This is a genomic window from Sphingomonas mollis (assembly GCF_016427505.1).
In the GTDB taxonomy this organism is placed as follows: Bacteria; Pseudomonadota; Alphaproteobacteria; order Sphingomonadales; family Sphingomonadaceae; genus Sphingomonas; species Sphingomonas mollis.
Genome location: NZ_JAELXS010000004.1, coordinates 132355 through 158816 on the forward strand (window position 1 = coordinate 132355; position 26462 = coordinate 158816).

The following is a 26462-nucleotide window of genomic DNA, read 5'->3' on the forward strand; positions in this document are numbered from 1 at the left end:
GGCTCCGCCCCGTCTCAATAGCTGTGCAGTTCAATCGGTGCGTGGTCGCGGAAGATCCACTGGTGGAAACCGCCCGCAGCGTCATCGATGATGGCGAGATCGTCGGTCCAGGCGAACGAAGCGACGCAATGGCCGATCGTCGGCGCCGCCGAGGCCGCCGTGTAGAGCGATACGGCGTCATCGACAGCGAGCCGTTCCTGCGGCGCAAGATTGTCGAACCGGAACACATCGTCGACCGCGTAATCCATGATCGCCTGACGCGCGGTATCCTGCGTCGTGGCAACGGTGGCCGCCGACCCCAGTTTCAGCAGGGCGAGTTGCGGATCATGGTCGGTCGGGCGATCGCCGGCGAACTGCGAGTTCAGATGGACGGCATCATATTGCGCGCCGCCCCGCAGGCCGCCGGTGACGAGGATGTTGTCCAGTTGCTGGGCATTGCCGTCGAACAGATAGCTGTAGCGCTCTTCCTCCGGCAGCAGCGTGTTCAGGTTGGTGAACACTCCGCCCTTCGCCGGGTCGGTCAACTGGGTCTGCGCATTCTCGAAATAGAAGCCGTTCCAGTCGCCCAGGATGGCGAAATGCAGCGACGGATCGTCGGCGAGATGGTCCTGCACATACGCCTTGACGCCCGCCGCCTGCGCGGTCCGCGCCGCGTCGCCGGCATCGGCGGGCGGCTGGGTCGCGCCCCACAACGGATCGCTGCCGCCGCGCGAGGTGAAGTGGACGTTGATCGTCGTAATCGTCTCGCCATTGAACGCGAACTGCGCAGCCAGCGGGTTGCGGCTGCCGTTATAGGCCGATCCGGTAATCAGCTCGGCGCTGCCCTCGATATAATCGACGCGGTCGAGGTTGTAGAAATAGCCGTTGCGGATGTTGCCGTTGGGCTCGCCGCCTGTGCTGTTGGCGGTGGCCGGTCCCACCTCGACATAGGCGTAGCGGCCGCCGTCGATCGCGGCGATCGCATCGATCAGCCACTGCGCCGTCACCGTGCCGGACAGGCTGCCCCCGGATGCCGCGCCATTGGCGTCCTGGATTTCCTGCACCGCGATGATGTCGGGCGCGCGCAAATTATAGACGATGTTGGCGGCCAGCACGTCGTACTTGCCATCCGAGGGGTCGAGATTTTCGAGGTTGTAGGTGGCGATCGACAGATGATCGGCATCACCCCGCAACGTCGTCGTCTCGCGCTCCAGCGTCACGTCCCTGGTGACGGTCACCGCCTCGGTCACCAGCACCTCGTAATGGGCGGCGGCATAGTTGACGATGCCGGTGACGCTGCTCAACTGGTCGCCGATGCTGTAATTGGGCGTGAAGCCGCTGAAGATCGCACTGTCGCCGTCGATCTGGATCTTTTCCGGGTTATAGTCGCCGGGCGAGATCGTGATGCCGCCGCGATCGTTCACTCCGGTCGCGCCGACGCCCAGCGAGGCGACGACGTCGGTTTCGGCGAAACTGTCGGTCGTGGTGTTCGATACGACCAGCGGATTGTCGATCGTGACCCGCATCCCCTCCAGCGATTCCCAGAAATCGATGCCGTCGGTGGTGGGGTCGTAGCTGGTCAGGCGGTCGTCATCGATCACCTGCGACGGGGGCAGCAGGCCGCCCGCGCCGATCAGGATCGCATCGGGCAGCGCATCGCCGAAGCTTTCGATCGAGATGCTGGGCGAGACGATCTGCGTGACGGTCAGGCCGCCGGTGCCGGCGCGGAATTCGGACACCTGCCCCTGCACCGACAGCGTATCGCCGACGAAGACGTCGGGCGCGGTCGAGGTGAAGATGAAGATGCCGTCCGACGTGCGGGCGTTGCCGTCGCCCAGATCCTGCAGGTAGAAACCGTTGCTGTCGACGGCGGTGACGATGCCGTTGGTCAGCACGGTCTGGCCGACATAGGCGGAGCGATGCCCCTCGCCCTGTATCTGGCCGATCAACAGCGGCAGGACATCGTCGTTCAGGATCGTGCCGGTCGCGGTCGCCCGGCCCAGCGACGCGCCGCCGGTGGGGGCGGACAGCGTAACGGTGAAGCCCTCGTTCGATTCGGGCAGCATATCGCCCGCCACGGGCAGCCTGATCGTGGCGGTGCTCTGGCCAGCCGCGAAGCTGACGGTGCCCGTCAGCGTGATGCCGGCGAAATCGGCCGCGTTCGCGCCGCCCTCTCCGCCCGGCAGCGTGACGGTGTAGGTCGCATCGACCGCGCCGTCGCTGCCGCCCACGCGCGAGACGGTGAAGGCGATGTCGTGCGTGCCGCTATCGCCCTCGATCGTGCTGGCATCGGCGATGTTGAGCGTGCCGGGCAGCGGGTTGCTGTTCCCGCTGGACGTCACGACGATATCGTCGACGCCGACCCATTCGTCGTTGCCGATCGCGTTGGTGGTCATGATGCGGACCTGCAACGTCGCCGCATCGTTCGCATCGGCCGGCAAGGTGACGCTGACGGGCGTGACCAGCGTCGCGAGGCTGGGACCGCTGGTTGCATCGGCGGTGTCGGCGGTCGGCAGGTTCACCCACGCGCTGGTGTCGTTCAGGCGATACTGGACGGCGACCTGCTGGACCGCATTGTCGATGCTGCCATCGAGATCGCGAAGGTTGAAGCTGACCGTTACGCCCTGGCGGCCGGCGGCGTTCAGGTATAGCGCGAGGTACGGTGCATCGGCGGTTCCCGACCCCTGCATCGCGATCGTCGGGTTGGCGATCTGGAATTCGGCGATGCCGCCGGTGTTGAAGGTGTTCGGACTGGTCTGGTTGGCGTTGACGTCGATCACCGTGCTGGTGGTGGTGATGAGGCGCGGGTCGGCGCCGGTCTGCGTCGTCAGGTCGTCACCCCGGAAACCGACGATGCTGCGTACGCCGTTCCAGTTGTCGTCGGTCGTGATCTGGTTGATATCGGTCCAGTTCTGGCTGAAATCGCGGGTCCCAAGGTTCCAGTATTCTGCGCTCACGACGATCCCCCGAAAAATCCGCCACCAGTCCGAATCGATGGATCGACGGCCACGACCGCGACCGCCGACAGACGGTTAACGTGCACTAACGGTGATGGTCTAACCAGCCTTGATGACAGGCATGTGGCAGGAAAGACGCAGATTTCCGGCCGTCTCGAATGGCGAACGATCAAGGGGTTGCCCGATCGTGACGCGACATTGCAACATTGTGCAGGCAACGTCCGCCACGTTAACGATTCCTACAGGGGTGTTCCGATGATCCACCGTCTTGCACTGATCGCGTCCGCCGCGATCGCGACATTCGCAGCACCCGCCGCCGATGCCGCCACGACCGTCGTGCAGGGTGGAACGCGTGGACTGCAACTGTCGGTTTTTGGCCCGGCCGGGCAAAGCTTCGTCGCGACGGAGCAGAACCTGTTGTCGTTCGGGTTCGAGTTCACGTCGGTGAACCCCACCAGCAACGATCCGATCACGCTCACGCTGCGGGCGGGCGCCGGGCTGACGGGCGCCGTCGTGGCGACGCGCACGTTGACGTTGCCCGATATCGTGCCCCGCAACAACGTCTGGCAGGATTTCAACTTCACCGGCACCTCGTTGACGGTGAACGGAGTTTATACGGCGTTGTTGTCGACCACCTCCACGAAATTTGCCGTTCTTTACGGACCCCCACTGCCCAGCACGGGCGTGGCCCCGGACGCCTATGCCGGTGGCAGCCTGATTTCGACGAGAGCGCAGACCGGTTACTGCCTGACCGGTCCGTGCGATGCGAATTTCCGCTTCACCACGATGGCGGCGGCGGTGCCGGAGCCGGCGACGTGGGCGATGATGCTGGTCGGCTTCGCGATGGTCGGCGGCACCGTCCGTTACCGTCGGCGCGGCGTGCGTCTCGCCTATCGTTGATCGATCGTGGCGGGGGTGAGCGGCCGGGCCGCCGCCGCCGCCGCATCGGCATAACGCCGCGCGATCATGGCGCAGGCGATCAGCTGGATCTGGTGGAACAGCATCACCGGCAACAGCACGACGCCGACCTGCGCCGCCGGGAACAGCACCCCGGCCATCGGCACGCCCGAGGCGAGGCTCTTCTTCGATCCGCAGAATTGCAGCACGATCGCATCCTCGCGCGACAGGCCAAGCGCGCGGGCGGCGAGCAAGGTCGCGACCAGCACGATCCCGAGCAGGACGGTGCAGACCAGGGCGATCAGCACCAGATCGCCGGGCGACACGCGGTGCCACAGCCCCTCCACCACCGCCGCGCCGAACGCGCTGTAGACGACGAGCAGGATCGACCCGCGATCGACGATCGTCAGCACGCCCTTGTACCGGGTCACGAGTCCGCCGATCCACGGCCTGAGCAGATGTCCGGCGACGAAGGGGACGAGCAGTTGCAGCACGATCGCCTCCACCGACGACAACGAGATCGCCCCCGCCCCGCCCATCAGCAATGCGACCAGCGCCGGCGTCACGATGATGCCCAGCAGGTTCGAGAACGACGCGCTGCACACCGCCGCCGCGACATTGCCACGGGCGATCGCGGTGAAGGCGATCGATGACTGCACGGTCGAGGGCAGCAACGTCAGGAACAACAGCCCCGCCGCCACCGGTCCCGACAACAGGTGCATCATGCCCAGCCCCAGCACCGGGAACAGCACGAAGGTGACGGCCAGCACCGCCACGTGCAGTTGCCAGTTGCGCGCCCCGGCCCAAATCGCCTCACGCGACAGTTTCGCCCCGTGCAGGAAGAACAGCAGCACGATCGCGGTGTCGGCAGCGCCCGCCGCGATGCCCGCCCAGATGCCGCGCGCCGGCAACAGGCTGGCAAGCGCGACGGTGCCGAGCAGCATCAGGATGAACGGCTCGAACACCGACAGGAAACGACGCAGCATCAATCGGCCTTCGCGCCGGCCTGGACGAACGTATCGAGCCGCGTCAGATGCCCGGCCAGCGCCTCGTCCGACAGGAACGCACCGAGGAAGCTGTTGCGCGCCAGCATCACCACCTGTTCGCGGCTGAGGTCGCGGGCGGCGGCAAGCTCCCGGAAATTCCGGGCGATATAGCCACCGAAATAGGCCGGATCGTCGGAATGCACCGTCGCGCGCAGACCCAGATCGAGCATCCGGTCGATCGGATGCGCGGCCAGCGTATCGACGTTGCGCAACGCGACGTTGGACAGCGGGCAGACGGTCAGCGTCATCGCCTCGCGCGCCAGTCGGGCGACCAGCGCAGGGTCTTCCAGCGCGCGGTTGCCGTGGTCGATCCGGTCGACCTTCAGGATATCGAGCGCCTCGTGGATATAGGCGGGCGGACCTTCCTCCCCGGCGTGCGCGCACAGTTTCAGGCCGCGCTCGCGGGAGGCGGCGAAGACGCGGGCGAATTTCGACGGGGGATGGCCGACCTCCGACGAATCGAGACCGACACCGATGAACCGGTCCAGCCACGGCTCCGCCTGACGCAACGTGGCGAAGGCGTCGTCCTCGTCCAGATGGCGGAGATAGCTCATGATGAGCTCGACCGTCATGCCGTGTTTCGCCTTCGCCCCCTCGACCGCGGCAAACAGGCCGCGTGCGACGATGTCGAACGGGATCCCACGATGCGTGTGCGTCTGCGGATCGAAGAAGATTTCGGCATGGACGACCCCGTCCGCCGCCGCGCGATCGAAATAGGCGGCGGCGAGATCGTGGAAGTCCTCCTCCGTCCGCAGCACGTCGGCGCCGGCATAATAGATGTCGAGGAAGGTCTGAAGGTTGGTGAACCGGTACGCCGCCCGCACCTCCTCGACCGAGGCGAAGGGGATCGCCACCTTGTTACGGGCCGCCAGCGCAACCATCATCTCGGGCTCCAGCGTCCCTTCGATATGCAGGTGCAGCTCGGCCTTGGGGATCGCGGCGTAGAAGTCGGTCATGTCAAATCCTGTCGGGTATGGGCGCGGCGGCCCATGAGATAGGTATGCGCGATCGCGCGGTCATCACCCAGTATCTGGAGCGCGAACAGCCGTTCCGCCATCGAGCCGCCGCGCGTACGGCGGGCGAGCAGTGGCGTGGCGCCGGGATCGAGGACGACGAAGTCCGCCTCCTGCCCCACCGCCAGCGACCCGATCCGGTCGTGCAGCCCAAGGGCGCGCGCGCCGCCGGCCGTCGCCAGATGCAACGCGCGGAACGGATCGAGGCTGGACCCGCGCAACTGCCCGACCTTGTACGCCTCCCCCATCGTCGCCAGCAGCGAGAACGTCGTCCCCGCGCCGACATCGCTGCCGAGGCCGACGGTCACGCCCTGTCGTATCGCCCGGTCCAGATCGAACAGCCCCGATCCCAGGAACAGGTTCGATGTGGGACAGAAGGCGGCGGCGCTGCCCGCTTCACCGATCCGCCCCAGCGCCCGGTCGTCCAGATGGATGCAATGCGCGAAGACCGATCGATCGGTGACCAGCCCGAACCGGTCGTACACGTCGAGATAATCCGCCGCATCGGGAAACCGCCCGGCGACGGCCGCGACCTCGCCGGCATTCTCCGCCAGATGCGTGTGCATCAACACGTCCGGATGCGCGGCGACCAGCGCGCCGGCATCGGCAAGCTGCGCATCCGACGAGGTCAGCACGAAACGCGGCGTGGCCGCATAGCCCAGCCGCCCCCGCCCCCGCCATCGCCGGATTAGCGCCTCGCTATCGGCGCGGCCGGCGGCGACCGTATCACTCAGACCCTCGGGCCCATGGTCCATCAGCACCTTGCCCGATACGACCCGCATGTCGCGCACCAGCGCCGCATCGAACAGCGCATCGACCGACGCCGCCTCGACGGTGGCGAACACCAGCGCGCTGGTAGTGCCGTTGCGCAGCAGTTCGTCCAGAAAGAACGCCGCGACCTCAGCCGCATGGCCCGGCGAGGCGAACCGCTGCTCCTCCGGGAAGATATGCCGGTCGAGCCATTGCAGCAACTGCTCGCCATGCGCGGCGATCCGGTCGGTCTGCGGATAATGGACATGCGCATCGACGAAGCCGGGGACGATCAGCTTGCCCGGAAAATGGTCTATGGGAATGTCCGCGAACCGGTCCGCCAGTGTCGCCCAGGCATCGAAGGCCACGACATACCCGTCCTCGACGACCAGCAATCCATCGGGGTGATGGACGGGCGCGGCGCCTGTGACGGGATCGTCGGGAACGCTCAGCAATTCGGCGCGGAAGCCATGTTTCACGAAGCTGACTTCCGGGAAAGCAATGGGACGGTCGGCATTAACCGCCATGTTAACGTCCGACACCCCGGATGGAAGGTGCAATGCGGCAGGCAATTGACCCGCCGCCCGTCACACGTTCAGATGGCGGCATCGGATTGGGGGGATCGGGAATGATGCGGACCATGCTGGCCGGCTTGCTGGCGGCTACCTGCCTGTCGGGCGGCGCGATCGCGCAGGAGGCGGCCCGGTCGCCCACCCCCGCGCCCGCCCCGATCGCTAGCGTCGTGGCGAAACCGTCGCTGGGCGAGCCGGCGCTGTCACCGGACGGCAGCACCATCGCCTTCGTGTCGGGTGGTGATATCTGGGAGGTGCCGGCCGCCGGCGGTGTCGCCCGCCTGCTCGTCACCGATGCCGCCACCGAGGGTCGGCCGCTCTACGCACCGGACGGGCGGACGCTCGCCTTCACGTCGAACCGGGGCGGCAGCACGAACATCTTCCTACTCGATCTGGCGAGCGGCGTAGTCAAACGGCTGACCTATGCCGAGGCGACCGAGGAACTGGATGCGTGGTCCGCCGACGGACGCTGGCTGTATTTCAGCTCGGCGGCGACCGATATCGCGCGCCAGCCCGATATCTTCCGCGTCGCCGCCACCGGCGGCACACCGCTGGAGGTCAGCCGCGAACGATATCTGTCCGAATTTCAGGCCGCACCGTCGCCGGACGGCGCCCGCATCGCGCTGATGACGCGGGGCCTCAGCAACGTGCAATGGTGGCGCAACGGCCACAGCCATATCGACGAGACCGAATTGTGGACGAAGGCCATCGAGGGCGACGGTGGCTATACAAAGCTCCTGGCCGACGGCGCGAAACATGCGTGGCCGATGTGGAGCGCCGATGGCCAGACGATGACCTTCATGAGCGACAAGGGCGGCACCGAAAACCTCTGGCGGCTGTCGCTGGCGGCGGGCGCGACGCCGCAACCGCTGACCCGCTTCACCGACGGCCGGGTGCTGTTCCCGTCGATGGGTGGCGGCGGGGCCATCGTATTCGAGCGCGACATGCGCATCTGGCGCTTCGATCCGGCGACCGGTCAGGCGACGCCTGTGCCGATCACCCTGCGTGGCGCGCCGGCGGCCGAACGGTCGCGCTTTTCGTCGCTGACCAGTTTCGACCGGCTGGCGCTGTCGCCCGATGGCCAGAAGGTCGCGCTGATCGCGCATGGCGAGTTGTTCGCCGCCTCGACCAAGGATGGCGGCACGGCGCAGCGGATCACCGACAGCATCGCCAGCGAGCGCGATCCCGTCTGGTCGCCCGACTCGCGCCGATTGCTCTACGTCACCGAACGCGGGCTGGAGCAGCGGCTGGCGCAATATGACGTCGCCGCCGGCAAGGAGACGCTGCTGACCGCCGGCGCGATCGACACGATGCCGTTCTTCGCGCCGGATGGCCGGTCGATCGTCTATGTCCGGGGTGGCCGCGAAATCCGGCGGCTGGTGCCGGCGGCGGCGGGGAAGCCCGCCACGGATACCCTGCTCTACACCGGCGCACTGGGCAGCGATGGCGGCGGCCCGCCGCCGGTCTGGTCGCCGGACGGCAAGTGGATCGCGTTTCCGGTGATCGACGCCCGATCGTTCATGAACGTGTGGGTGGTGCCGGCGACCGGGGGAGAGGCGCGCGCGGTCAGTTTTCTGGGCAATGGCCAGATGAGCCGCATCGCCTGGTCGCCGGACGGCACCTTCATCCTGTTCGACACCGCGCAGCGGACCGAGGATTCGCGGATCGTCCGCGTCGACCTGTTGCCGCACGTGCCGCAATATCGCGAGGACGGGTTCCGCGACCTGTTCAAATCCACGCCCGGCACGCCCGGCGATCCCGCCACCGACGCCGCGCCCAAGCCGGCCAGCGCGAACGCCGCCGTGCCGTCGCGCAAGGCCGGCGCGAAAGCCGATACGCCGACCACGCCGACGCCGGTCCGGATCGTGTGGGAGGGGTTGCGCGAGCGCGCCACGGTGTTGCCGCTCGGCCTGAACGCCGAACGGCCGACGATCGCCGGCGACGGCAAGACGCTGGTCTTCATGGCCAATGCGCAGGCGCGCGACAATCTCTACAGCTACAGCCTCGACGAACGCGCCGCCGAACCGCCGAGCGCGCAACAGATCAGCGCGACCGACAAGCGCAAAGGCGATTTCGGCTTGAGCGCGGACGGCAAGACGATCGCCTGGCTGGAGGGCGGCCGCGTGATGGTGACGCCGGTGGCCGATCCGAAGCCCAGGGGCGTGGCGATCAACGCCGACATGACCGTCGATTTCGCGGCCGAACGTCAGGTCGTGTTCGATCAGGCATGGAACAACCTGAACCGCTACTTCTACGATCCGCAATTCCATGGGCAGGACTGGACGGCATTACGCGCGCGGTTCGCGCCCTATGTCGCGGGCGCGCAGACGGGGGACGAACTGCGCCGCGTCATCAATCTGATGATCGGCGAACTGAACGCCTCGCACAGCGGCATCGGCCGCCCGTCGCGCGGCCCCGGCGCGCTGCCGACCGACCGTGTCGGCGATCTCGGCCTGCGCTTCGACCGCACCGCGTACGAGGCGGGGCGCGGCCTGATCGTCCGCGAACTCGTGCCGCTGGGACCGGCGGCGATCGAGGGGACAATCAGGCCGGGCGACCGGATCGCCGGCGTCGATGGCGAGGCGATCGGGGCGACCGGCAATCTCGACGCGCTGCTGGAGAACAAGGTGGGCCTGCGCGTCACGCTGGGTATCGTCACCGCCGGGCGCGCGCGCGACGTGGTGGTGCAGCCGGTGTCGGCCAGCACCGCCGCCGGCCTGCTCTATCGCGGCTGGGTGAATGATCGGCGGGCGATGGTAGAGCGGCTGTCCGGGGGCAAGCTGGGCTATGTCCACATCCTCGACATGTCGGCGGATTCGCTGACGCAGCTCTATCTCGATCTGGATACGCAGAACCAGTCGCGACAGGGCGTGGTGGTCGATGTCCGCAACAATAACGGCGGCTTCGTCAACGGCTATGCGCTCGACGTGTTCAGCCGGCGCAACTACCTGACGATGACGATGCGGGGGCTGCCACCGGTGCCCGGCCGTCAGGCGCTCGGTCAGCGGGCGCTGGGTCTGCCGACGGTGCTGGTCACCAACGAATCGTCGCTGTCGGATGCGGAGGATTTTACCGAGGGGTATCGCTCGCTTGGCCTAGGCAAGGTCGTGGGTCAGCCGACCGCCGGCTGGATCATCTATACCAGCCCGGAAACGCTGATCGACGGTTCCGTCCTTCGCGTGCCGCAGACCCGCGTGCAGGACGGGCGCGGCCAGAACATGGAGATGAACCCGCGACCGGTCGATCTCGCTGTCGAGCGGCCATTGGGCCAGAGCGACCGCGATCTGCAGTTGGAGGCGGCGGTTCAGCAATTGCTGGCGGGACCGAGTAGCGGGTGATGCGCATCGCGGTTTAAAAAGTCGGGCGCTGCTTTGGCTGTCCCCGGCGTGATCGCCAGCCAGTCGGACCCTTGCCCTTCGCGCTGCTTGCCGCGATGGACGACGTCGAACCCAACCGGAGCCTGCCCGCATGTCCATCCTGTCCGACCGCTGGATTCGCGAACGCGCGCTGGCCGACAACATGATCGAACCGTTCGTCGAGGCACAGCGGCGCGACGGCTGCATCAGCTATGGCCTGTCATCCTATGGCTATGACGCGCGAGTGGCGGACGAGTTCAAGATCTTCACGAATGTCGACAGCGCGATCGTCGATCCGAAGAACTTCGCCGCCAACAGCTTTGTCGATCGCAAGACCGATGTGTGCATCATCCCGCCCAACAGCTTCGCGCTCGCCCGCACGGTCGAATATTTCCGCGTGCCGCGCGACGTGCTGGTGATCTGCCTCGGCAAATCCACCTATGCCCGGTGCGGGATCATCGTGAACGTGACGCCGCTGGAACCGGAATGGGAAGGTCACGTCACGCTGGAATTCTCGAACACGACACCGCTGCCCGCCCGCATCTATGCCAACGAGGGCGCGTGCCAGTTCCTGTTCCTGAAGGGCGAACAGCCGTGCGAGACGAGCTATGCCGACCGGGCGGGGAAGTACATGGGCCAGAAGGGCGTCACCCTGCCGCGACTGTAGTCCGTGCATGTCTGCACTCGATCTGCGCAGACCAGTAAGGACAATCAAGATCCGCGCACAGGACTACGCGATTTCTGCCGAATGAGCGGAATTTACCCAAGCGCACATCGCCGCTCAATCAAAGATCGACATGTCGAGGGCGACGTATGCGAGGGAATGTCCGCATACGCCGGCCACAGGCTTATCGGGTGGCGAACACCGCCGGGGTTAGACGAGCGATGCCGCGATCGGCGACATCATGCGACGACACGATCTCGCCCGAGGGCATATCCATCATCACGGCCGGCTTCTCCAGCACCGACCGATAAAGGTCGCGGGCCGCCGCGTCCCGACCGGTCCGCTGATAGACCGCCGCGAGATTCAGCATCAGTTCGGGTCGGCTCGGAAAGATGCGTCGCTCGGCGACCAGCGTCGATTCTGCCTGGGCCAGATCGCCACTGGCGATCGAGGTATAACCTACCCGATCGGCCGCCAACGTTGGTGTAGCCATGATCGCGATCAGAACCGGGGCGATCAGCGTGCGCATCATCCTTGCTCCTTTATATGAACCGCCAATCCGACGTTTCAATTTTGTTACAGGATGATGTCACTTCGATGACTGTGGCGCAAGTGGCCGATAAGCGCCCGAACGAAAAAGGGCGGCCCCGAAGGACCGCCCAATCGATTTCGATCCGGAAGACGAATCTTAGAAATCGTTCCGATATTGCTCGTTACCGATGAAGCCCAGCTTCGTGATCGCCGACCGCCTGATCTGCGCCAGGGTCCGGTCCACCACTTCGTAGCGTGCGTCGGGCGCAGGCTGGAAGTGAAGCTCGGGCTCAGGGTTCAGGCTGGCCGACTGATCCAGATACTGCCGCAGCGTCACTTCATCCACCGGCGATCCGTTCCAGGACACCGTCCCGGCGGCGTCGATCGTGATCTTGTTCTTTTCCGCATCGACCGGATTGGCCGGATTGTTCGAGTTCTGCGGCAGATCAACTTTGACCGCGTGGGTCTGGATCGGAATGGTAATGATGAACATGATGAGAAGAACGAGCAGGACGTCGATCAACGGCGTCATGTTCATTTCCATCATCGGCCCGTCTTCTTCTTTGCCGCCGCTCATTGCCATGTCAAACTACTCCTAAATACGTCCGAGCGATCAACCGCGGTCGGTGGTGGCGCCGGGGGGCGGCTCGGAGATGAAGCCGACGCGGGCGAAGCCAGCGCGCTGCATCGTGAAGATCGTGCCACCGATGCATTTGTACGGCGTATTCACGTCGCCGCGAATATGCGCCTCGGGCAGTTCGAGTCCGGCCGCGTTCGGTCCGCCCTGACGATCGATCTCGGCCTTCAGCTTGGCAACGCCGCGTTGCAGCAGCTCGTCTGAGGTGACCGGAGTCATGTTCCAGTACACCGCACAGCTGCCGTCGGCATTGGTCGTCACCGACAGCGAGACGTTCTCGGGCTTGGTCTGCGTCGGATCGAAGCGAACCTCGGGGAGCTTCAGCTGCACCGCCTGGACCGCGACGGTCGTCGTCACCAGGAAGATGATCAGGAGCACAAGCATGACGTCGACCAGCGGCGTCGTATTGATGTCCGATATCGATTTCTCGGTGGAATCGCCACCAACACTCATCGCCATATGCGAACTATCCTATCCATATAGTCGCCACCGGAACCGCCGGTGGGAAGAAAGCGGGGCTGCCTTGGACAGCAGCCCCGCCTTTCTCGCGTTTTAGTTGGCGCGCGGCACGCCACCGGTCTGGCCGGCCGTCGTGGTCGGCGCAACCGGCTTCACCGGAGCCTTGACCGCACCGGTGACAGCGACCGGGCGCACGGCGCCGTTCGAAGCCAGGAAGCCCAGCACGTCGTTCGAGAAGGACGACAGATCCTCTGCGATCGACTTGTTGCGGCGCTGCAGCCAGTTGTACGACAGCACGGCGGGAACCGCGACGACCAGACCGAGCGCGGTCATGATGAGCGCTTCGCCGACCGGACCCGCGACCTTGTCGATCGACGCCTGACCCGACGCACCGATCTTCACGAGCGCGCGATAGATGCCGATAACCGTACCGAACAGACCGATGAATGGCGAGACCGAACCGACCGTCGCGAGGAAGGCAAGACCGCCACCCAGCTTCGAGTTGATCGCAGCTTCCGAACGCGCCAGCGAACCGTGCAGCCAGTCATGCGCCTCGACCGGATCGGTCAGCTTGCTGTGCTGTTCCTGGGCAGCGAGGCCGTCGTCGACGATCTGCTTGTAGGCCGAGTTTTTCTCGAGCTTGGCCGAACCCTCGCGAAGGCTGTTCGACGACCAGAAGCCCTGACGGACGCGCTTGGCCTGGTTCATGATCTTCTGCTGCTCGAACAGCTTCGAGAACAGGATGTAGAACGACACGATCGACATGAGGACGAGGATCGCAAAGACCGACTGCGAAATCAGGCCGCCTTCGCGCAGTGCCGCTTCCAGACCATAAGGGTTGGCTTCGACACCAGCGGCCGCGCCGGCCGCGGCAAGAATGGTGATGAACATGGTTGCTAGATCCTCTGACTAAATCGGTAAAAACGGGTAAGGTCGGACACGCATCACTGCGCAGGCATTTTCCAGGTGACGCGACGCGACGAACTGGACCGCATCGGATTACCCGCCTGATCGAGCGCCGGTGAGTACCGGCCCCGACGGGTGATCGCCTGGCATGCCGCCCGATCAAGCGCAGCGGACCCGCTGGACGACGTCACGCGACAATTCTCCACGCGGCCTGCGGCGTTGATATCCCACGCGATCCCGGTCGTGCCCTCTTCTTCGGCACGCAACGAGCTCGGCGGATAATCGTCCGTCGAAATCCATTCAGCCGGGTTGCCCTTGGCACCTGCAGCCTTGCTCACCACGGGAGCCGGAGGCGCCGGTGGTGCCGGCGGCGCGGGAGGCGCCGGCGGTGCGGTGGGCTGCGACGGCGGAATGATCGTCGTCGTATTGATCGCCGGTGCGGCGCTCACCGTGGGCACGATCGGCGGCGGCACGACGACCGTGGTCGGCGGCGGCGGCAGATTCGGCTGGTCGGGCGGCGGCGGCGGCGGCTCGTCTGGCGGCGGCGGCGGCGGCGGCGGCTCGACGTCAAAGGTATTAAGATCGCCCGTCACCTTCTTCACGTACTGGAACGCGAGACCGGTGACGAAAGCGTAGCCGAGCACGGCGTGGATCAGCGCGACGATAATGATCGCCACCACCTTGCCACTGCTCATCTTCTGGTCAACGTAGGCCATTCAGCAACGACACTCCCTATTCCGCATCATCTGCCCCGCCACAATACGAACACGTTGGGTCGCCGTGGCAAAGCATATGAAAGCGGTTATCCGATTCCTAACGTCGCGTCGTTCACCACGCAAACGCTTTGTCGAACGCAATAAACGTACAATCGCACCATTACAGGATAATCCTATGTCGCGAAGTGGTCTTACGCTAGCACGGCCAACCATGAACGCCCGCTTCCGTCCAGCCCTTATGGCACTCGCCCTGACGTTTTTTTCGACGGCCGGTGCCGCGCAAGCGCCCGAATCACGCCTTATTGCAGCCACACCGGTTAGCGGTGCGCCGACCTATACCGATCTGGTCGATCTGGTGCTGGCAAGCCCGCTGATCGCCGATGCGACGATCCGGTCGACCACCCGTATCAAAGGCACGGAGGCAGCCACCGTGGCACAGGGACAGCAGCGACTCTATATCGAGACGGATGTGACCGCCCTGATAAAGGGCGAAGCAGGGCTGCCGCCACGGATCGGCTATCTGTTGGATGTCACGCCCGACAGCCGCGGCCGATTCGCCAAGCTGAAGAAGGCGCGGACATTGGTCTTTGCCCGCCGCGTGCCGGGATCGGCCGATCAGGTGCAGCTGTCAGCCCCCGACGCGCAATTGCCGTGGAGCAGCGATCTGGATGCCCGCGTCCGCGAGATCGCCCGGCAGGCCGTCGCGAAGGACGTTCCACCGGCGATCGTCGGCGTGGGCAACGCGTTCCACGTGCCAGGCTCGTTGCCGGGGGAAGGCGAGACGCAGATATTCCTGCTGGCGCAGGGGGGGCGGCCCGTATCGCTGTCGATCCTGCGCCGTCCGGGCGAGGAGACGCGATATTCGGTCGCGCTGAGCGAGATCGTCGATGAGGCAGCCGGACCGCCCGCGCCGAACACGTTGCTCTGGTATCGGCTGGCCTGCGGATTGCCCCGCGCCCTGCCGGCAGCCTCGACCGCGCGACTTGAACCGGCGGATGCTGCTGTCGCGCAGGAGGATTATGGGTTCGTTCTCGACGCGCTTGGTCCATGCGGCCGATCGCGCGGCTGACCATCACCGCGATCAGGTGAGGTCCAGCACCTGTCCGGTGATGGCGGGCGATCGGTGCAGGAATGCGACGACCCGGTCGATCGCGGCGGGATCGACCTGATCGCCCGGCGCGACCGCATTGATTCGCGTATGGGGAGCGCGTTCCAACGCCACGGCGGGAATTGCCGCCCGCGCCATCGTCGCTGCAGTTGTGCCGATGGCCGGGTCGACCACCATCACCACCGATGCCCCGGTCGCTGCCCGCAACTGCTCGACCGGGTCGATGCCTCCCCTCGCCGTCACCCGAACATGACCGGTGCCGTCGGTCATCGGCGATAGCGGACCAATGTGATGCCGATCGATTCGCCCGCTTCGGCGATGGCGAGCTTCACGATCTTCACCTCGACGCGCTGCACACGCTCATCCTGCAACAGCAGCGTATCGCAGATATGCTCGGCCAGCGCCTCGACCAGCGTGAAATGAACGCCCTGTGGCAAGGCGGTGGTCGCGGCATGTTTCAGGTCGAGATAGTTTTTCGACGCGGATAGCGGCGTATCCGGCTCGAAGCGGTCGGGACAGGTCAGATCGACGGTCAGCGAGATGCGCAGCGGTTGGGGAAGGTGCGTTTCCTCCGAATAGATACCGGTTAGCACCGGCACTTCGATATCGTGCACTTCGAGTTGGAGGCGATCGTTCATGGCGCCGCCTCTATCAGACATGGCGTCGGACGAAACCCCGCCGGCTGCGCCTGCTTGCGTAAACGCCCCGCCCCGCTACAGCGCGCGCCATTCGCCCGCATCGATCGCGGGCGGGTATCGGGAGTTATCGATGATCGCCATCGTACCGCTGTTGGCCGAGCATGAGGCCGCGGTGGAGCATCTGCTGGACCGCGCGTTCGGGCCGGAGCGCCATGGCCGTACCGCCTATGCGGTGCGTGGCGCCGGGAAGGCGATCGCCGGCCTGAGCTTCGTGGCGATCGAGAACGAGGCCGTGGTCGGATCGATCCAGTGCTGGCCGATCGTCCTTACTACCGACGCCGATGAAGCGGTGCCGATGGTGATGGTCGGTCCCGTCGCCGTCTCGCCGGATCGCCAGCAAGGCGGTCTTGGTCGGCGCCTGACGGAAACCGCCTTGGCCGCGGCGGGTGCCCATGATCTGGATGGCGCGCTGATGCTGGTCGGCGATCCCGGATATTATGGCCGGTTCTTCGGCTTCACCGCCGATCGTACCAGCCGATGGCGGCTGCCCGGTCCGGTCGAGCGGCATCGCCTGCTGGCACGGGGGGATGCGGTGCCGGATCTGGCGGGGATGCTCGGCCCCGCCGTCGGCATTCCCATCGGCTGAAGCGGCCGCCGATCGACGTGGCTTTACGCCGACGATGCGCACGCCTACCTCGCCGGCATGCCGATGGAGCCGCTTCCCGACCTCGCCACGCTCAGCCTGCCGGAAATCGCGCGTCTGGTGGAGGAGCGGCGCCTGCCGCCGGTCGATCAATGGCAACCTGCGCATTGCGGCGATAGCGAGATGCGGATCGCGCGCGATGGCACCTGGTATCATCAGGGGTCGCCGATCGGTCGCCCGGCGATGGTCCGCCTGTTCTCCACGATCCTGCGGCGGGAACCGGACGGCGGCCATGTCTTGGTCACCCCGGTCGAGAAGCTGTCGATCGAAGTGGAGGACGCGCCGTTCGTGGCGGTCGAGATGAAGGCCGAGGGCAAAGGCCGCGACGCCCGGCTCGCCTTTCGCCTCAACACCGGCGATCTGGTGACCGCCGGCGCGGCCAATCCGTTGCGCTTCGTCGAGGACGATGACGGTCCCCGCCCCTATCTTCATGTCCGCGGCGGGCTGGAGGCATTGGTGGCCCGTAGCGTATATTACGAACTGGCCGAACGGGCGCTGGCGGGCGGGGACCCTGTGCCGGGGGTGTGGAGTGACGGCGCTTTCTTCCCGCTGGAGCCGGCCGCGTGATCCTTGCCGACCGATTGCGGATGTCGTTGGCGCGCGATCCGGGCGGCGTCCTCGTCGCTGGCGATGCGGCCGAACTGGCGCTGCATCCGGTGGAGGCGATGACCGCCGCGGCGGTGCTGGTCGCGGTGACCGATCGCGCCGAGCCCGGTGTGATCCTGACGCAGCGGACCGAAACGCTGCGCCGCCACCCCGGTCAGGTCGCCTTTCCCGGCGGTCGCATCGATCCCGGCGAAAGCGCGGTCGAGGCGGCGCTGCGGGAGGCGGAAGAGGAGATCGCCCTGCCCCGTGCCGCCGTCACGCTGGTCGGCTCGGTCGATCTGTATCGCACCGGCACCGGGTTCGAGATCACGCCCGTCATCGGCGTGATCCCGCCCGACCTGCCGCTGGTCGCGGCCGAGGCGGAGGTGGCGAGCGTCTTCGAGGTTCCGCTCGCCTTCGTCTTCGATGCCGCCAATCATCATCCGGGGAGCGCCATGTGGCAGGGGGAGGAACGGCATTTCATCGAGATTCCGTGGAACGGGCGTCGCATCTGGGGCGCGACCGCGGCGATGATCGTCAACCTGTCGCGGCGGCTGGCATGGTTGTGACGTTGCCCGATGCGCCGTGGCGCCACCGTGCGGGACTGGAGCAACTGGCCGATGTGCTGGGCGCCGGCGAGGCCCGGTTCGTCGGTGGCGCGGTGCGCGATACGCTGCTGGGCCTCGATGTGGCCGATATCGACATCGCGACGCGACATCCGCCGGAAACGGTGCTGGCGCTGCTGAAGGCGGCCGGCATCCGGGCGGTGCCGACGGGTCTGGCCCATGGCACCATCACCGCGATCGTGGCGGGCTATCCGGTCGAGGTCACGACGCTTCGCCGCGACGTGACGACCGATGGCCGTCATGCCCAGGTAGCCTTCACGGACGACTGGCGCGAGGATGCCGGCCGGCGGGATTTCACGATGAACGCGCTGTATGCCGATCCGGCGACCGGTGAGGTCGTCGATTATTTCGGCGGGCTCGACGATCTGGCGGCGGGGCGGGTCCGCTTCATCGGATCGCCGTTGCAGCGGATCGCGGAAGATCATCTGCGCATCCTGCGCTTCTTTCGCTTCCATGCCCGGTTCGGCGACGCGATCGATGCGGACGGGCTTGCCGCCTGCGTCGCCCGCGCCAACGACCTGATGGCCCTGTCGCGCGAGCGGATCGCGGCGGAACTGCTCAAGCTGCTGGTGGCGCGGAGCGCAGTGTCCGTCGTGCGGCTGATGATCGATCATGCCATCCTGAAGGCGGTGTTGCCGGAGATCGATGCGGCGGGCGTCGACCGCTTTGCGCGGCTGGCCGAGCGGGAGGAACGCGCCGGCATCGCGGCCGATCCGATCCGTCGGCTGGCCGCGCTGTTGCCGCCGACCCAGGCGGAGGCTGTTGGTGCGCGGCTGAAACTGTCCAATGCACAGCGCAAGCGATTGGTCGCGGCGACGGCGGGCCCGGGTGACGAGGGGCCGTTTGCCCTCGCCTATCGTACCGGCGTGGAGGGTGCCGTCGACCGGCTGTTGCTGGCGGATCATGATCCGGCCGTGGTCGCAGCATGGTCGCCGCCCCGGTTTCCGATGACCGGCGGGGCGCTGGTCGAGCGAGGGTTGGGACGCGGACCGGAGGTGGCCGCCGCGCTGCGCACCGTCGAGACGCAGTGGATCGCGGAGGGTTTCCCCGATGCTCAGCGGGTCGAGGCGATCGCCGATGTCGTCGCCGCTGAGGTTCGCGAGTGCAGCAGGAACGCCAGCGCCGCATCGGCCTCCAGCGGGCGGGCATAAATATAGCCTTGCCCGTGATTGCAGCCGAGCGCGGCCAGCGTCTGGCTCAGCTCCACCGTCTCCACCCCCTCGGCGGTGGTGCGCATTCCCAATGCCTGCGCCAGTGACAGGATCGCCCGGACGATCGCCACCTTGTCGCGGTCGGCGAGCATGCCTGTGATGAAGGAGCGATCGATCTTCAGGATATCGATCGGCAGTTTCTGCAGATGGGCGAGATTGGAATAACCGGTACCGAAATCGTCCATCGCCAGCCGCGCGCCCAGCGCTTTCAGCGCGTGCATCGTTTCGGTGATGCCGTCGGGGTCGGACACGATCGCGCTTTCGGTCAGTTCCAGCGTGAAGCGGTCGCCGGTCAGGCCATGGTCGCTCAGCGCCTGTTGCAGAACCGGCGCGATGGCGTCGCGCTGTAGCTGGATCGCCGACAGGTTCACCGCGAGCTGCACTCCGCAATTGCCGCCCGCCAGCCGGTCCCAGCCCGCCAGCGTTCGTGCCGCCTCATCGATCGCCCACCGCCCCAGCGGCACGATCAGGCCCGATTCCTCCGCCACCGGAATGAAGTCGCAGGGGCTGAATTCCTGCCCCTGCTCATCGGTCCACCGCGACAGGGCCTCGAACGACGTGATGGCGCCGGTCGCCAGATCGCAGATCGGCTGGTAGTTCAGGCGCAGGTGGCGATCCTCGATCGCGCGGCGCAGCGAGGTTTCCATCGCAAACTGCTCGCGCGCCAGGGCGAAGGCGGAATTCTGATACGCCTCGACCCGCCCGGTCGACTTTGCCCGCTTGGTCGCGAACTGGGCATGGCGGATCAGTTCTTCGAGATCGTCGCTGTCCGATCCGAAGGCGATGCCGACCGAACAGTCGACGCTGATCTCCAGATCGGTCAGCCGGAACGGCGACGAGAGCGTCCGGCGGACGCGATCGGCCAGCTCATGTGCTTCCGACTGATCGTCATCCAGCGTCATCAGGATGCCGAATTCGTCGCCGCCGATCCGGGCGAGCGTATCGCGGGCACGCAGCGCGCCCTTGATCCGGCGGGCGACGGTGATGAGCAGTTCGTCGCCGGCCAGACTGCCGAGACAGGCGTTGATCCGGCCGAAGCGGACGAGATCGACCACCAGCACCGCGCGCCGCGCGCGCTCGTCGCTGGCCGCCTCGACGAGATCGCTGAACCCTTCGCGGTTCGGCAGGCCGGTCAGGCTGTCGGTGGTCATCTCGCGCCGCAGGCTGCGTTCGGTATGATGTTGCGAGGTCTGGTCGATCAGCGTGACGACGCACCCATCCCGCGCGGCATCCGACCGGGCGATGCAGACGCGGTAGTACCGGCAATCGATCGTCTCGCCGATCTGCCAGTCGAGATCGATCCGCAGTCGATCGGATGCCAGCAGCGCGTCGATATGACCGCCCAGTCCGACGATCATCGGCGAGCGATCGGCCACGACGCCCAGCCCCGCCAGCCGGTATGCCCGGTTGATCGCGGCGAAGACCAGTTTCCCGTCCTCTCGCACGATATGGACCGCCGGCACCGGCAACAGATCCAGCCCACGCGCGATCAGCTCCGGCGGGATGAACAAGGGCGCCAGGTGATCTGTCGGGGCGGTAGCCATATCCCCTTTATAGGCGGGAGTCAGTTAAGATGCGCTGAAAGGCGGGAAAACTATCTCAGCCGAAGCGGTTATCGCGGGGAAAGCCGGTCGGCGGCATCCGCCCGGCGGCGCCCCGCGCAGCGCGCCATGCCGACAGGTCGGTCTCCGTCCGGGTCCGCCCGGTCTCGCCGCCCATCGCCCAGCTGAGCCCGTCCGCGAAGCGGAAGGTGACCGCATCGGACAAGCCGCCATCACGGAACCGTTGCAGTTGCAACCCCTGACCGCGGGTCATTTCGACCAGTTCGGCGATGGGGAAGACCAGCATCTTGCGATTGTCGCCGATCGCCGCGACGTAATCGTCGGTGGGCAGAACGGCGCGCATCACCTTCAGGGTGGCGCCGGTTCGCGGTGTCATCACCGCCTTGCCCTTGCGGGTTTCGGCGATGGTGTCGGCGACGGGCACGATGAAGCCGCGACCGTCGCTCGCCACCAGCAGCAGCCGGGTCTGGCGCGAGGCGGGCAGGAAACCGACGACCCGGATGTTGCCGTCGAGATCGATCATCGCGCGCACGGGTTCACCGAAACCGCGCCCGCCGGGGAGCTTATCCGCCGCCAGTGTGAAGAACCGACCGTGCTCGGCGGCAAGCAACAGCTTGTCGGTAGTCTGCGCATGGAAGGCGAAGGCAGGGCCGTCGCCTTCCTTGAACTTCAGCGTGTCGGAGGCGGTCAGATCGACATGGCCGCGCATCGCCCTGATCCAGCCGCGCTGCGACAGGATGACGGTGATCGGTTCACGCTCGATCATCGCCTCCAGCGGGATGTCGCGGGTCGGCGCGGCTTCCTCGATCGTGGTGCGGCGTTTGCCGAGTGGCGTTTCGGGGCCGTAGCGTTCGCGAATGCGCTTCAGATCGCGCTTCATGCGGCGTTTGCGCTTGGCGGGATCGGCGAGCAGCGCTTCGAGGTCGACGCGTTCCTTGTCGAGACCGTCGCGCTCCTTGCGGATCTCGAACTCCTCCAGCTTGCGCAGCGAACGCAGCCGCATGTTCAGGATCGCCTCCGCCTGACGATCGGTCAGCGAGAATTCGGCGATCATCACCCGCTTGGGTTCATCCTCGGTCCGGATGATCTCGATCACCCGGTCCAGATTCAGATACGCGACCAGATAGCCGTCGAGCAGCTCGATCCGGTCGGCGATCTTCGTCAGCCGGTGCGTGGTGCGGCGTTCCAGCACGACGAACTGGTGGTCGATCCACGCATAGAGCGCATCGCGCAGGCTCATGACCCGCGGCGTGCGCTCCTTGTCGAGGACGTTGAGGTTCAGGGGCACGCGGGTTTCGAGGTCGGTCAGGCGGAACAGCCCGTCCATCATCACCTGCACATCGACGGTGCGGGCGCGCGGTTCGAGGACGATGCGGACCTCCGCATCCGATTCGTCGCGGACATCGGCGAGGATCGGCAGCTTGCGATCGTTGATGAGCGCGGCGATCTGTTCGATCAGCTTGCCCTTCTGGACGCCGTACGGGATTTCCGAGATCACCGCCTGCCAGCCGCCGCCCTTTTCCTTTTCCAGCGACCAGCGCGCGCGGACGCGGAAGCTGCCGCGACCGGTGGCATAGGATTCCGCGATCACGGCGGCGGGATCGACGACGAGGCCGCCGGTCGGAAAATCCGGGCCGGTGACATGATCCAGCACATTGGCCATCGGATCGTCGACCAGCGCCATCGCCGCGTCGAGCAGTTCGGCGGCGTTATGCGGCGGGATAGAAGTGGCCATGCCGACGGCGATACCGGCGGCACCATTCGCGAGCAGGTTGGGGAACATGCCGGGAAACAGTTCCGGCTCTTCCTCCTCGCCGTTATAGGTCGGGCGGAGGTTGACGGCGTTCTCGTCCAGCCCGTCCATCAGATCGACCGCGACCTGGGTCAGCCGTGCCTCGGTATAGCGATAGGCGGCGGCGTTATCGCCATCGATGTTGCCGAAATTGCCCTGCCCGTCGACCAGCGGATAGCGGAGGGCGAAATCCTGCGCGAGGCGGACCATCGCGTCATAAACCGACTGGTCGCCGTGCGGGTGGTATTTGCCGATGACGTCGCCGACGACGCGGGCGCATTTCTTGTAGCCGGACGCCGGGTCTAGCTTCAGCAGGCGCATCGCCCACAGCAACCGGCGATGCACGGGTTTCAGCCCGTCGCGCACATCGGGCAGCGAGCGGGCGGTGATCGTCGACAGCGCATAGACGAGGTAACGCTCCGACAAGGCAGTGTCGAAGGGTGCGTCGAAGATGCCGATCGGCGTGTCGGGGCCGGTGAGGTCGGTCGCCATATGTTCCGTCGTCATAGCAGCAGATGCGGGCGCGGCAAGCCGCGGGGCCGACAGGCGCGCGGAAGGTCACTAAAGTCACACCCTCCACGCGTGCGCGATCGCGCGGGTCCGCGCGCGCGGAGTATAACAGGGCGGATCGATCGCATGGCGTTGCCTTGTCACGATTGCCCGTCTGTAGGACAGCCCTGCGGTGAATTTGGCTGGCAGGGTGGAAATGGCCGGAACGGCGCTGTCGCCGCGCCCGTACCCGCTATAAGGCAAAGCCATGATCCGACTTGCCTTTCCGTTCCTGCTCGCCTCCACCGGCGTGGCGATGGCTGCCGATTCTCCGCCCCTGTTGACCTGGCCCGATCTGGCCAAGCGGACGCGTCCCGATCCCGATGCGACCGTGGAGTACGGCGCCGACCAGATGCAGAAGGTCGATGTGTGGCTGCCGAAGGGCAAGGGACCGTTTCCGGTCGTGCTGATGGTCCATGGCGGCTGCTGGCAGACCGGGATCGCGGATCGCAAGCTGATGAACTGGGTCGCCGCCGATCTTCGCGCCGATGGTATCGCGGTGTGGAATATCGATTATCGCGGCGTCGATCGCGCCGGCGGCGGCTATCCCGGCACCTTCACGGATATTGCGAAGGCTGTCGATCAACTGACTGTAGATGCAGGGAAATTCAATCTCGATATTCGGCATGTCGTGGCGGTCGGGCATTCGGCCGGCGGGCATCTGGCACTATGGGCGGCGGGGCGGTCACGGTTGCCGGCGGACAGCGTGTTGCGCACCGCGACGCCCCTGAAGATTGCGCGGGTGGTGAGCCTCGGCGGACTGCCCGATCTGGAGGCGACGGCAGCCAGCCCGGAGAATGGCTGCGGCACGGCGGTGGTCGGCGAGCTGATCGGTACGGACCGCGCCGACCCCTATGTCGATACGTCGGTGCCGCGCATGTTGCCGCTGGGCGTGCCGCAATATCTGGTGAACGGACGCGAGGATCGGATCATCCCGTACCGAATGGCGACCGATTATGTGGCGCGGGCGACGGCGGCGGGGGACCGGGTGGCGCTGAAGACCGTTGCACATACCGGGCATGTCGAACTGATCGCCCCCGAAACACCCGCCTGGGCGGCGGCGAAGCGACTGATCGTGGAAGGGTTGAGATGACGCGGGACGAGATCGACGCACTGGACGCCGCCGACCCGCTGGCACCGATGCGCGCGCGGTTCGCGTTGCCGGACGGGGTGATCTATCTCGACGGCAATTCGCTGGGCGCGCTGCCCCGCGATACCGGCGCGGCGATGGCGGATATGGTCTCGCGGCAATGGGGCGACCGGCTGATCCGTAGCTGGAACGAGGGGTGGATCGACGCGCCGACCCGGTTGGGCGGCAAGATCGCGCCGCTGGTCGGTGCGGCGACGGACGAGGTGATCGTCGGCGATTCGACCTCGGCGAACCTGTTCAAGGCGCTGGTGGCGGCGCTCCGTATCGATCCGGCGCGGCGGGTGGTGGTGAGCGAGGCGGGGAATTTCCCGACCGACCTGCATGTGGCGGAAGGCGCCGTTGCCTGCGTGCCGGGCGCTATGCTGAAGGTCGTGCCGCGGGGCGAGGTGCTGGCGGCGCTTGGCCCGGATACCGCCGTGCTGATGTTGACTCATGTTCACTACAAGACCGCCGAACGCTTTGATATGCCATCAGTAACGGCGACGGCGCAGGCAGCGGGCGCAGTGATGCTTTGGGACCTGAGCCATTCGGCGGGCGCGGTGGCGGTGGAGCTGGATGCAGCCAATGCCGACCTGGCGGTGGGCTGCACCTATAAATATCTGAACGGCGGGCCGGGCGCGCCGGCGTATCTTTACGTGGCCAGGCGGTGGCAGGAGCGGCTGGCGAGCCCGTTGTCGGGATGGATGGGCCATGCCGCGCCGTTCGCCTTTGCCGACGGCTATGAGCCGGCACCGGGGATGAAGCGCTGGCTGGCGGGGACGCCGCCGATGCTGGCGATGGCGGCGCTGGAGACGGGGCTGGACCTGTGGGCCTCGGTCGATCGCGCGGCGGTGTGGGCGAAGAGCGCCGCGCTGTGGCGGATCATGGCGGCGGCGGGCGAGGCGGCGGGGCTGGAATGCGTGACGCCGGCCGATGCGGCGGCGCGGGGCAGCCATATCAGTTTTCGCCATCCCGACGCCCATGCGCTGACGCAGGCGTTGATCGAGCGCGGCGTGATCGGCGATTTCCGCGATCCCGATGTGCTGCGGCTGGGGCTGACGCCGCTCTATCTATCTCACAGGGATGTCTGGCAAGCCGGTGAAATCCTTGGCGAGATCGTGCGCAGCGGCATGTATCGCGAGGAGCGGTTCGGCGAGCGGCTGGCGGTGACGTGACGGCGTCAGTGCGGATCGTCGCGCTCGAAGATCCAGTCATGATCGACGACGATGATCGAGCGTACCGGACGCCCCTCCGCATCGCGTGACGGATCGTAGCGGAAACGGCGCTCGATCAGGCGGCAGGTCGTGTCGTCCAGCGCGGCGTTGCCGCTGGAGCGTGTGACGGCGCAGCCGGTGACGCGGCCGTTGGTTTCGACGTGATAGCGCACCGATACGGTGCCGCCGGCACCGACATCCTCGGCGGCGCGGGGATAGTCCGAATCCTTGATGCGGCCGGCGATGCGGCGGGGTGGCGATTCGTAACCGTCGCCATCGCCGTCCCCCGCTCCGCCACTGCCGTCGCCATCGCCCTGCCCGCCCGCGCCGCTGCCCGGACCCGGCCGGTCGGAGGCGCCGGCGGTGGGATCATCGCCCGCGCGGGGGATCGGGGCGGTAACGATCGGCGGCGGGATCAGCGGCGGGACGATCGGGATCGGCGCGACTACCTCGGTCGCCTTGCTGCGGAGGTTGCGGGGCGACGCCCTGCCCTGCGCACGGCGGCTGCGCTGGCGTTCGGGCACGATGCGTTCGGGCGGCGGCGGCGGCAGGTCGAGCGTGAAGACCGCCGGTTGCTCGGTCGACGGTGCAGCAGGCGGGAGGCGAAGGCCGATCACCAGCGCCCATGCCATGAGCGCGACGACGATCGCGGTCGGGATCGCGGCCCGCAGCCGCTCGGCCGGCGTGGGGTGGAGGAGCATGGTTATCGAGATCGGGATCATCCGACGGGAAGGCAATGGCTTATCGGGCGGGCATCGCCTGTGTCGGATCGCCTCGGATCCCCTTTCCCGCCCGGCAATGGCGGCGGCGTGAGCAAACACGCGTGCCGACGCGATTGCACCCACCGCGGCCTTACCCTATA

24 protein-coding genes are annotated in these 26462 nt (G+C 66.5%); 10 read left to right on the forward strand and 14 right to left on the reverse strand.

The genetic code is table 11. The annotated features are described in order from the left end of the window. Positions 1-14: 14 nt before the first annotated feature. Positions 15-2936, reverse strand: a complete 2922-nt coding sequence (locus tag JAO74_RS08490) for an endonuclease/exonuclease/phosphatase (protein WP_233150814.1) — start codon at positions 2934-2936, stop codon at positions 15-17. 255 nt (positions 2937-3191) lie between these two features. On the opposite strand from JAO74_RS08490, the gene JAO74_RS18740 reads away from it, so the two are divergent. Further along, positions 3192-3836 carry a PEPxxWA-CTERM sorting domain-containing protein gene (locus JAO74_RS18740; protein WP_233150815.1) on the forward strand — a complete coding sequence of 215 codons (645 nt, stop codon included), beginning with the start codon at positions 3192-3194 and terminating at the stop codon, positions 3834-3836. On the opposite strand, the gene JAO74_RS08500 is transcribed toward JAO74_RS18740, so the two are convergent. From JAO74_RS08500 to guaD, 3 genes are read right to left on the reverse strand one after another with little or no spacing between them, the layout of a single operon-like run. Then, the gene (locus tag JAO74_RS08500) at positions 3827-4819 is read right to left on the reverse strand and encodes a bile acid:sodium symporter family protein (RefSeq protein WP_199036996.1); all 993 of its coding nucleotides are present in this window, start codon (positions 4817-4819) and stop codon (positions 3827-3829) included. The genes JAO74_RS18740 and JAO74_RS08500 overlap by 10 nt on opposite strands. After that, positions 4819-5835 (reverse strand): adenosine deaminase, encoded by a 1017-nt coding sequence (locus tag JAO74_RS08505; RefSeq protein ID WP_199036998.1) that lies wholly within the window; start codon positions 5833-5835, stop codon positions 4819-4821. Before JAO74_RS08505 ends, JAO74_RS08500 begins: the two co-directional genes overlap by 1 nt. Continuing rightward, the gene (gene guaD, locus JAO74_RS08510) at positions 5832-7121 is read right to left on the reverse strand and encodes a guanine deaminase (RefSeq protein WP_332908767.1); all 1290 of its coding nucleotides are present in this window, start codon (positions 7119-7121) and stop codon (positions 5832-5834) included. The genes JAO74_RS08505 and guaD overlap by 4 nt, the downstream gene beginning before the upstream one ends. Before the next feature lie 152 nt (positions 7122-7273). Between guaD and JAO74_RS08515 the strand changes: the two genes are divergently transcribed. Continuing rightward, positions 7274-10552, forward strand: a complete 3279-nt coding sequence (locus JAO74_RS08515) for a S41 family peptidase (RefSeq protein ID WP_233150816.1) — start codon at positions 7274-7276, stop codon at positions 10550-10552. A gap of 130 nt (positions 10553-10682) precedes the next feature. Next, complete coding sequence (gene dcd, locus JAO74_RS08520; protein ID WP_199037002.1) at positions 10683-11237, forward strand: dCTP deaminase; 555 nt, start codon at positions 10683-10685, stop codon at positions 11235-11237. A gap of 181 nt (positions 11238-11418) precedes the next feature. Here the strand turns inward: dcd and JAO74_RS08525 are convergent, their stop codons facing one another. The 5 genes from JAO74_RS08525 to JAO74_RS08545 all read right to left on the reverse strand — a co-directional run bounded on the left by JAO74_RS08525 (position 11419) and on the right by JAO74_RS08545 (position 14483). Next, positions 11419-11763, reverse strand: a complete 345-nt coding sequence (locus tag JAO74_RS08525) for a tetratricopeptide repeat protein (RefSeq protein WP_199037003.1) — start codon at positions 11761-11763, stop codon at positions 11419-11421. 159 nt (positions 11764-11922) lie between these two features. Then, the gene (locus tag JAO74_RS08530; protein ID WP_199037004.1) at positions 11923-12348 is read right to left on the reverse strand and encodes an ExbD/TolR family protein; all 426 of its coding nucleotides are present in this window, start codon (positions 12346-12348) and stop codon (positions 11923-11925) included. Between the two features lie 30 nt (positions 12349-12378). After that, entirely contained in the window at positions 12379-12861 is a 483-nt protein-coding gene (locus JAO74_RS08535) for an ExbD/TolR family protein (protein ID WP_199037005.1), read from the reverse strand. 93 nt (positions 12862-12954) lie between these two features. Then, on the reverse strand, positions 12955-13752 hold the full coding sequence (locus JAO74_RS08540) for a MotA/TolQ/ExbB proton channel family protein (RefSeq protein WP_199037007.1): 798 nt from the start codon (positions 13750-13752) through the stop codon (positions 12955-12957). A gap of 53 nt (positions 13753-13805) precedes the next feature. Then, positions 13806-14483: an energy transducer TonB gene (locus JAO74_RS08545; RefSeq protein WP_199037009.1), complete on the reverse strand. Its 678-nt coding sequence runs from the start codon at positions 14481-14483 to the stop codon at positions 13806-13808. Positions 14484-14721: 238 nt separating this feature from the next. Between JAO74_RS08545 and JAO74_RS08550 the strand changes: the two genes are divergently transcribed. Beyond that, positions 14722-15552, forward strand: a complete 831-nt coding sequence (locus tag JAO74_RS08550; RefSeq protein WP_233150817.1) for a hypothetical protein — start codon at positions 14722-14724, stop codon at positions 15550-15552. 12 nt (positions 15553-15564) lie between these two features. Here the strand turns inward: JAO74_RS08550 and JAO74_RS08555 are convergent, their stop codons facing one another. Further along, entirely contained in the window at positions 15565-15861 is a 297-nt protein-coding gene (locus JAO74_RS08555) for a Rossmann fold domain-containing protein (RefSeq protein ID WP_199037011.1), read from the reverse strand. Then, a complete protein-coding gene (locus JAO74_RS08560) occupies positions 15858-16229 on the reverse strand; it encodes a dihydroneopterin aldolase (protein ID WP_056528266.1) in 372 nt (123 codons plus the stop codon). The genes JAO74_RS08555 and JAO74_RS08560 overlap by 4 nt, the downstream gene beginning before the upstream one ends. 130 nt (positions 16230-16359) lie before the next feature. On the opposite strand from JAO74_RS08560, the gene JAO74_RS08565 reads away from it, so the two are divergent. From JAO74_RS08565 to JAO74_RS08580, 4 genes are read left to right on the forward strand one after another with little or no spacing between them, the layout of a single operon-like run. Then, on the forward strand, positions 16360-16875 hold the full coding sequence (locus JAO74_RS08565; protein ID WP_199037013.1) for a GNAT family N-acetyltransferase: 516 nt from the start codon (positions 16360-16362) through the stop codon (positions 16873-16875). 57 nt (positions 16876-16932) lie between these two features. Then, positions 16933-17499 (forward strand): DUF1285 domain-containing protein, encoded by a 567-nt coding sequence (locus JAO74_RS08570; RefSeq protein WP_199037016.1) that lies wholly within the window; start codon positions 16933-16935, stop codon positions 17497-17499. Beyond that, a complete protein-coding gene (locus JAO74_RS08575; protein WP_332908768.1) occupies positions 17496-18086 on the forward strand; it encodes a CoA pyrophosphatase in 591 nt (196 codons plus the stop codon). The genes JAO74_RS08570 and JAO74_RS08575 overlap by 4 nt, the downstream gene beginning before the upstream one ends. Beyond that, positions 18077-19294, forward strand: a complete 1218-nt coding sequence (locus tag JAO74_RS08580; RefSeq protein WP_199037018.1) for a CCA tRNA nucleotidyltransferase — start codon at positions 18077-18079, stop codon at positions 19292-19294. The genes JAO74_RS08575 and JAO74_RS08580 overlap by 10 nt, the downstream gene beginning before the upstream one ends. On the opposite strand, the gene JAO74_RS08585 is transcribed toward JAO74_RS08580, so the two are convergent. Together JAO74_RS08585 and parC are read right to left on the reverse strand one after the other, a co-directional pair. Further along, on the reverse strand, positions 19198-20898 hold the full coding sequence (locus JAO74_RS08585) for a putative bifunctional diguanylate cyclase/phosphodiesterase (RefSeq protein WP_199037020.1): 1701 nt from the start codon (positions 20896-20898) through the stop codon (positions 19198-19200). The two genes, JAO74_RS08580 and JAO74_RS08585, sit on opposite strands and share 97 nt — an antisense overlap. 55 nt (positions 20899-20953) lie before the next feature. After that, positions 20954-23200, reverse strand: coding sequence for a DNA topoisomerase IV subunit A (gene parC / locus JAO74_RS08590; RefSeq protein ID WP_199037022.1), 2247 nt, complete (start codon positions 23198-23200; stop codon positions 20954-20956). Positions 23201-23465: 265 nt separating this feature from the next. Between parC and JAO74_RS08595 the strand changes: the two genes are divergently transcribed. After that, positions 23466-24350, forward strand: a complete 885-nt coding sequence (locus JAO74_RS08595; protein ID WP_199037024.1) for an alpha/beta hydrolase family protein — start codon at positions 23466-23468, stop codon at positions 24348-24350. Beyond that, positions 24347-25561, forward strand: coding sequence for a kynureninase (gene kynU / locus JAO74_RS08600; protein ID WP_199037026.1), 1215 nt, complete (start codon positions 24347-24349; stop codon positions 25559-25561). The genes JAO74_RS08595 and kynU overlap by 4 nt, the downstream gene beginning before the upstream one ends. A gap of 5 nt (positions 25562-25566) precedes the next feature. On the opposite strand, the gene JAO74_RS08605 is transcribed toward kynU, so the two are convergent. Next, complete coding sequence (locus JAO74_RS08605; RefSeq protein ID WP_199037028.1) at positions 25567-26301, reverse strand: energy transducer TonB; 735 nt, start codon at positions 26299-26301, stop codon at positions 25567-25569. Positions 26302-26462: the final 161 nt, after the last annotated feature.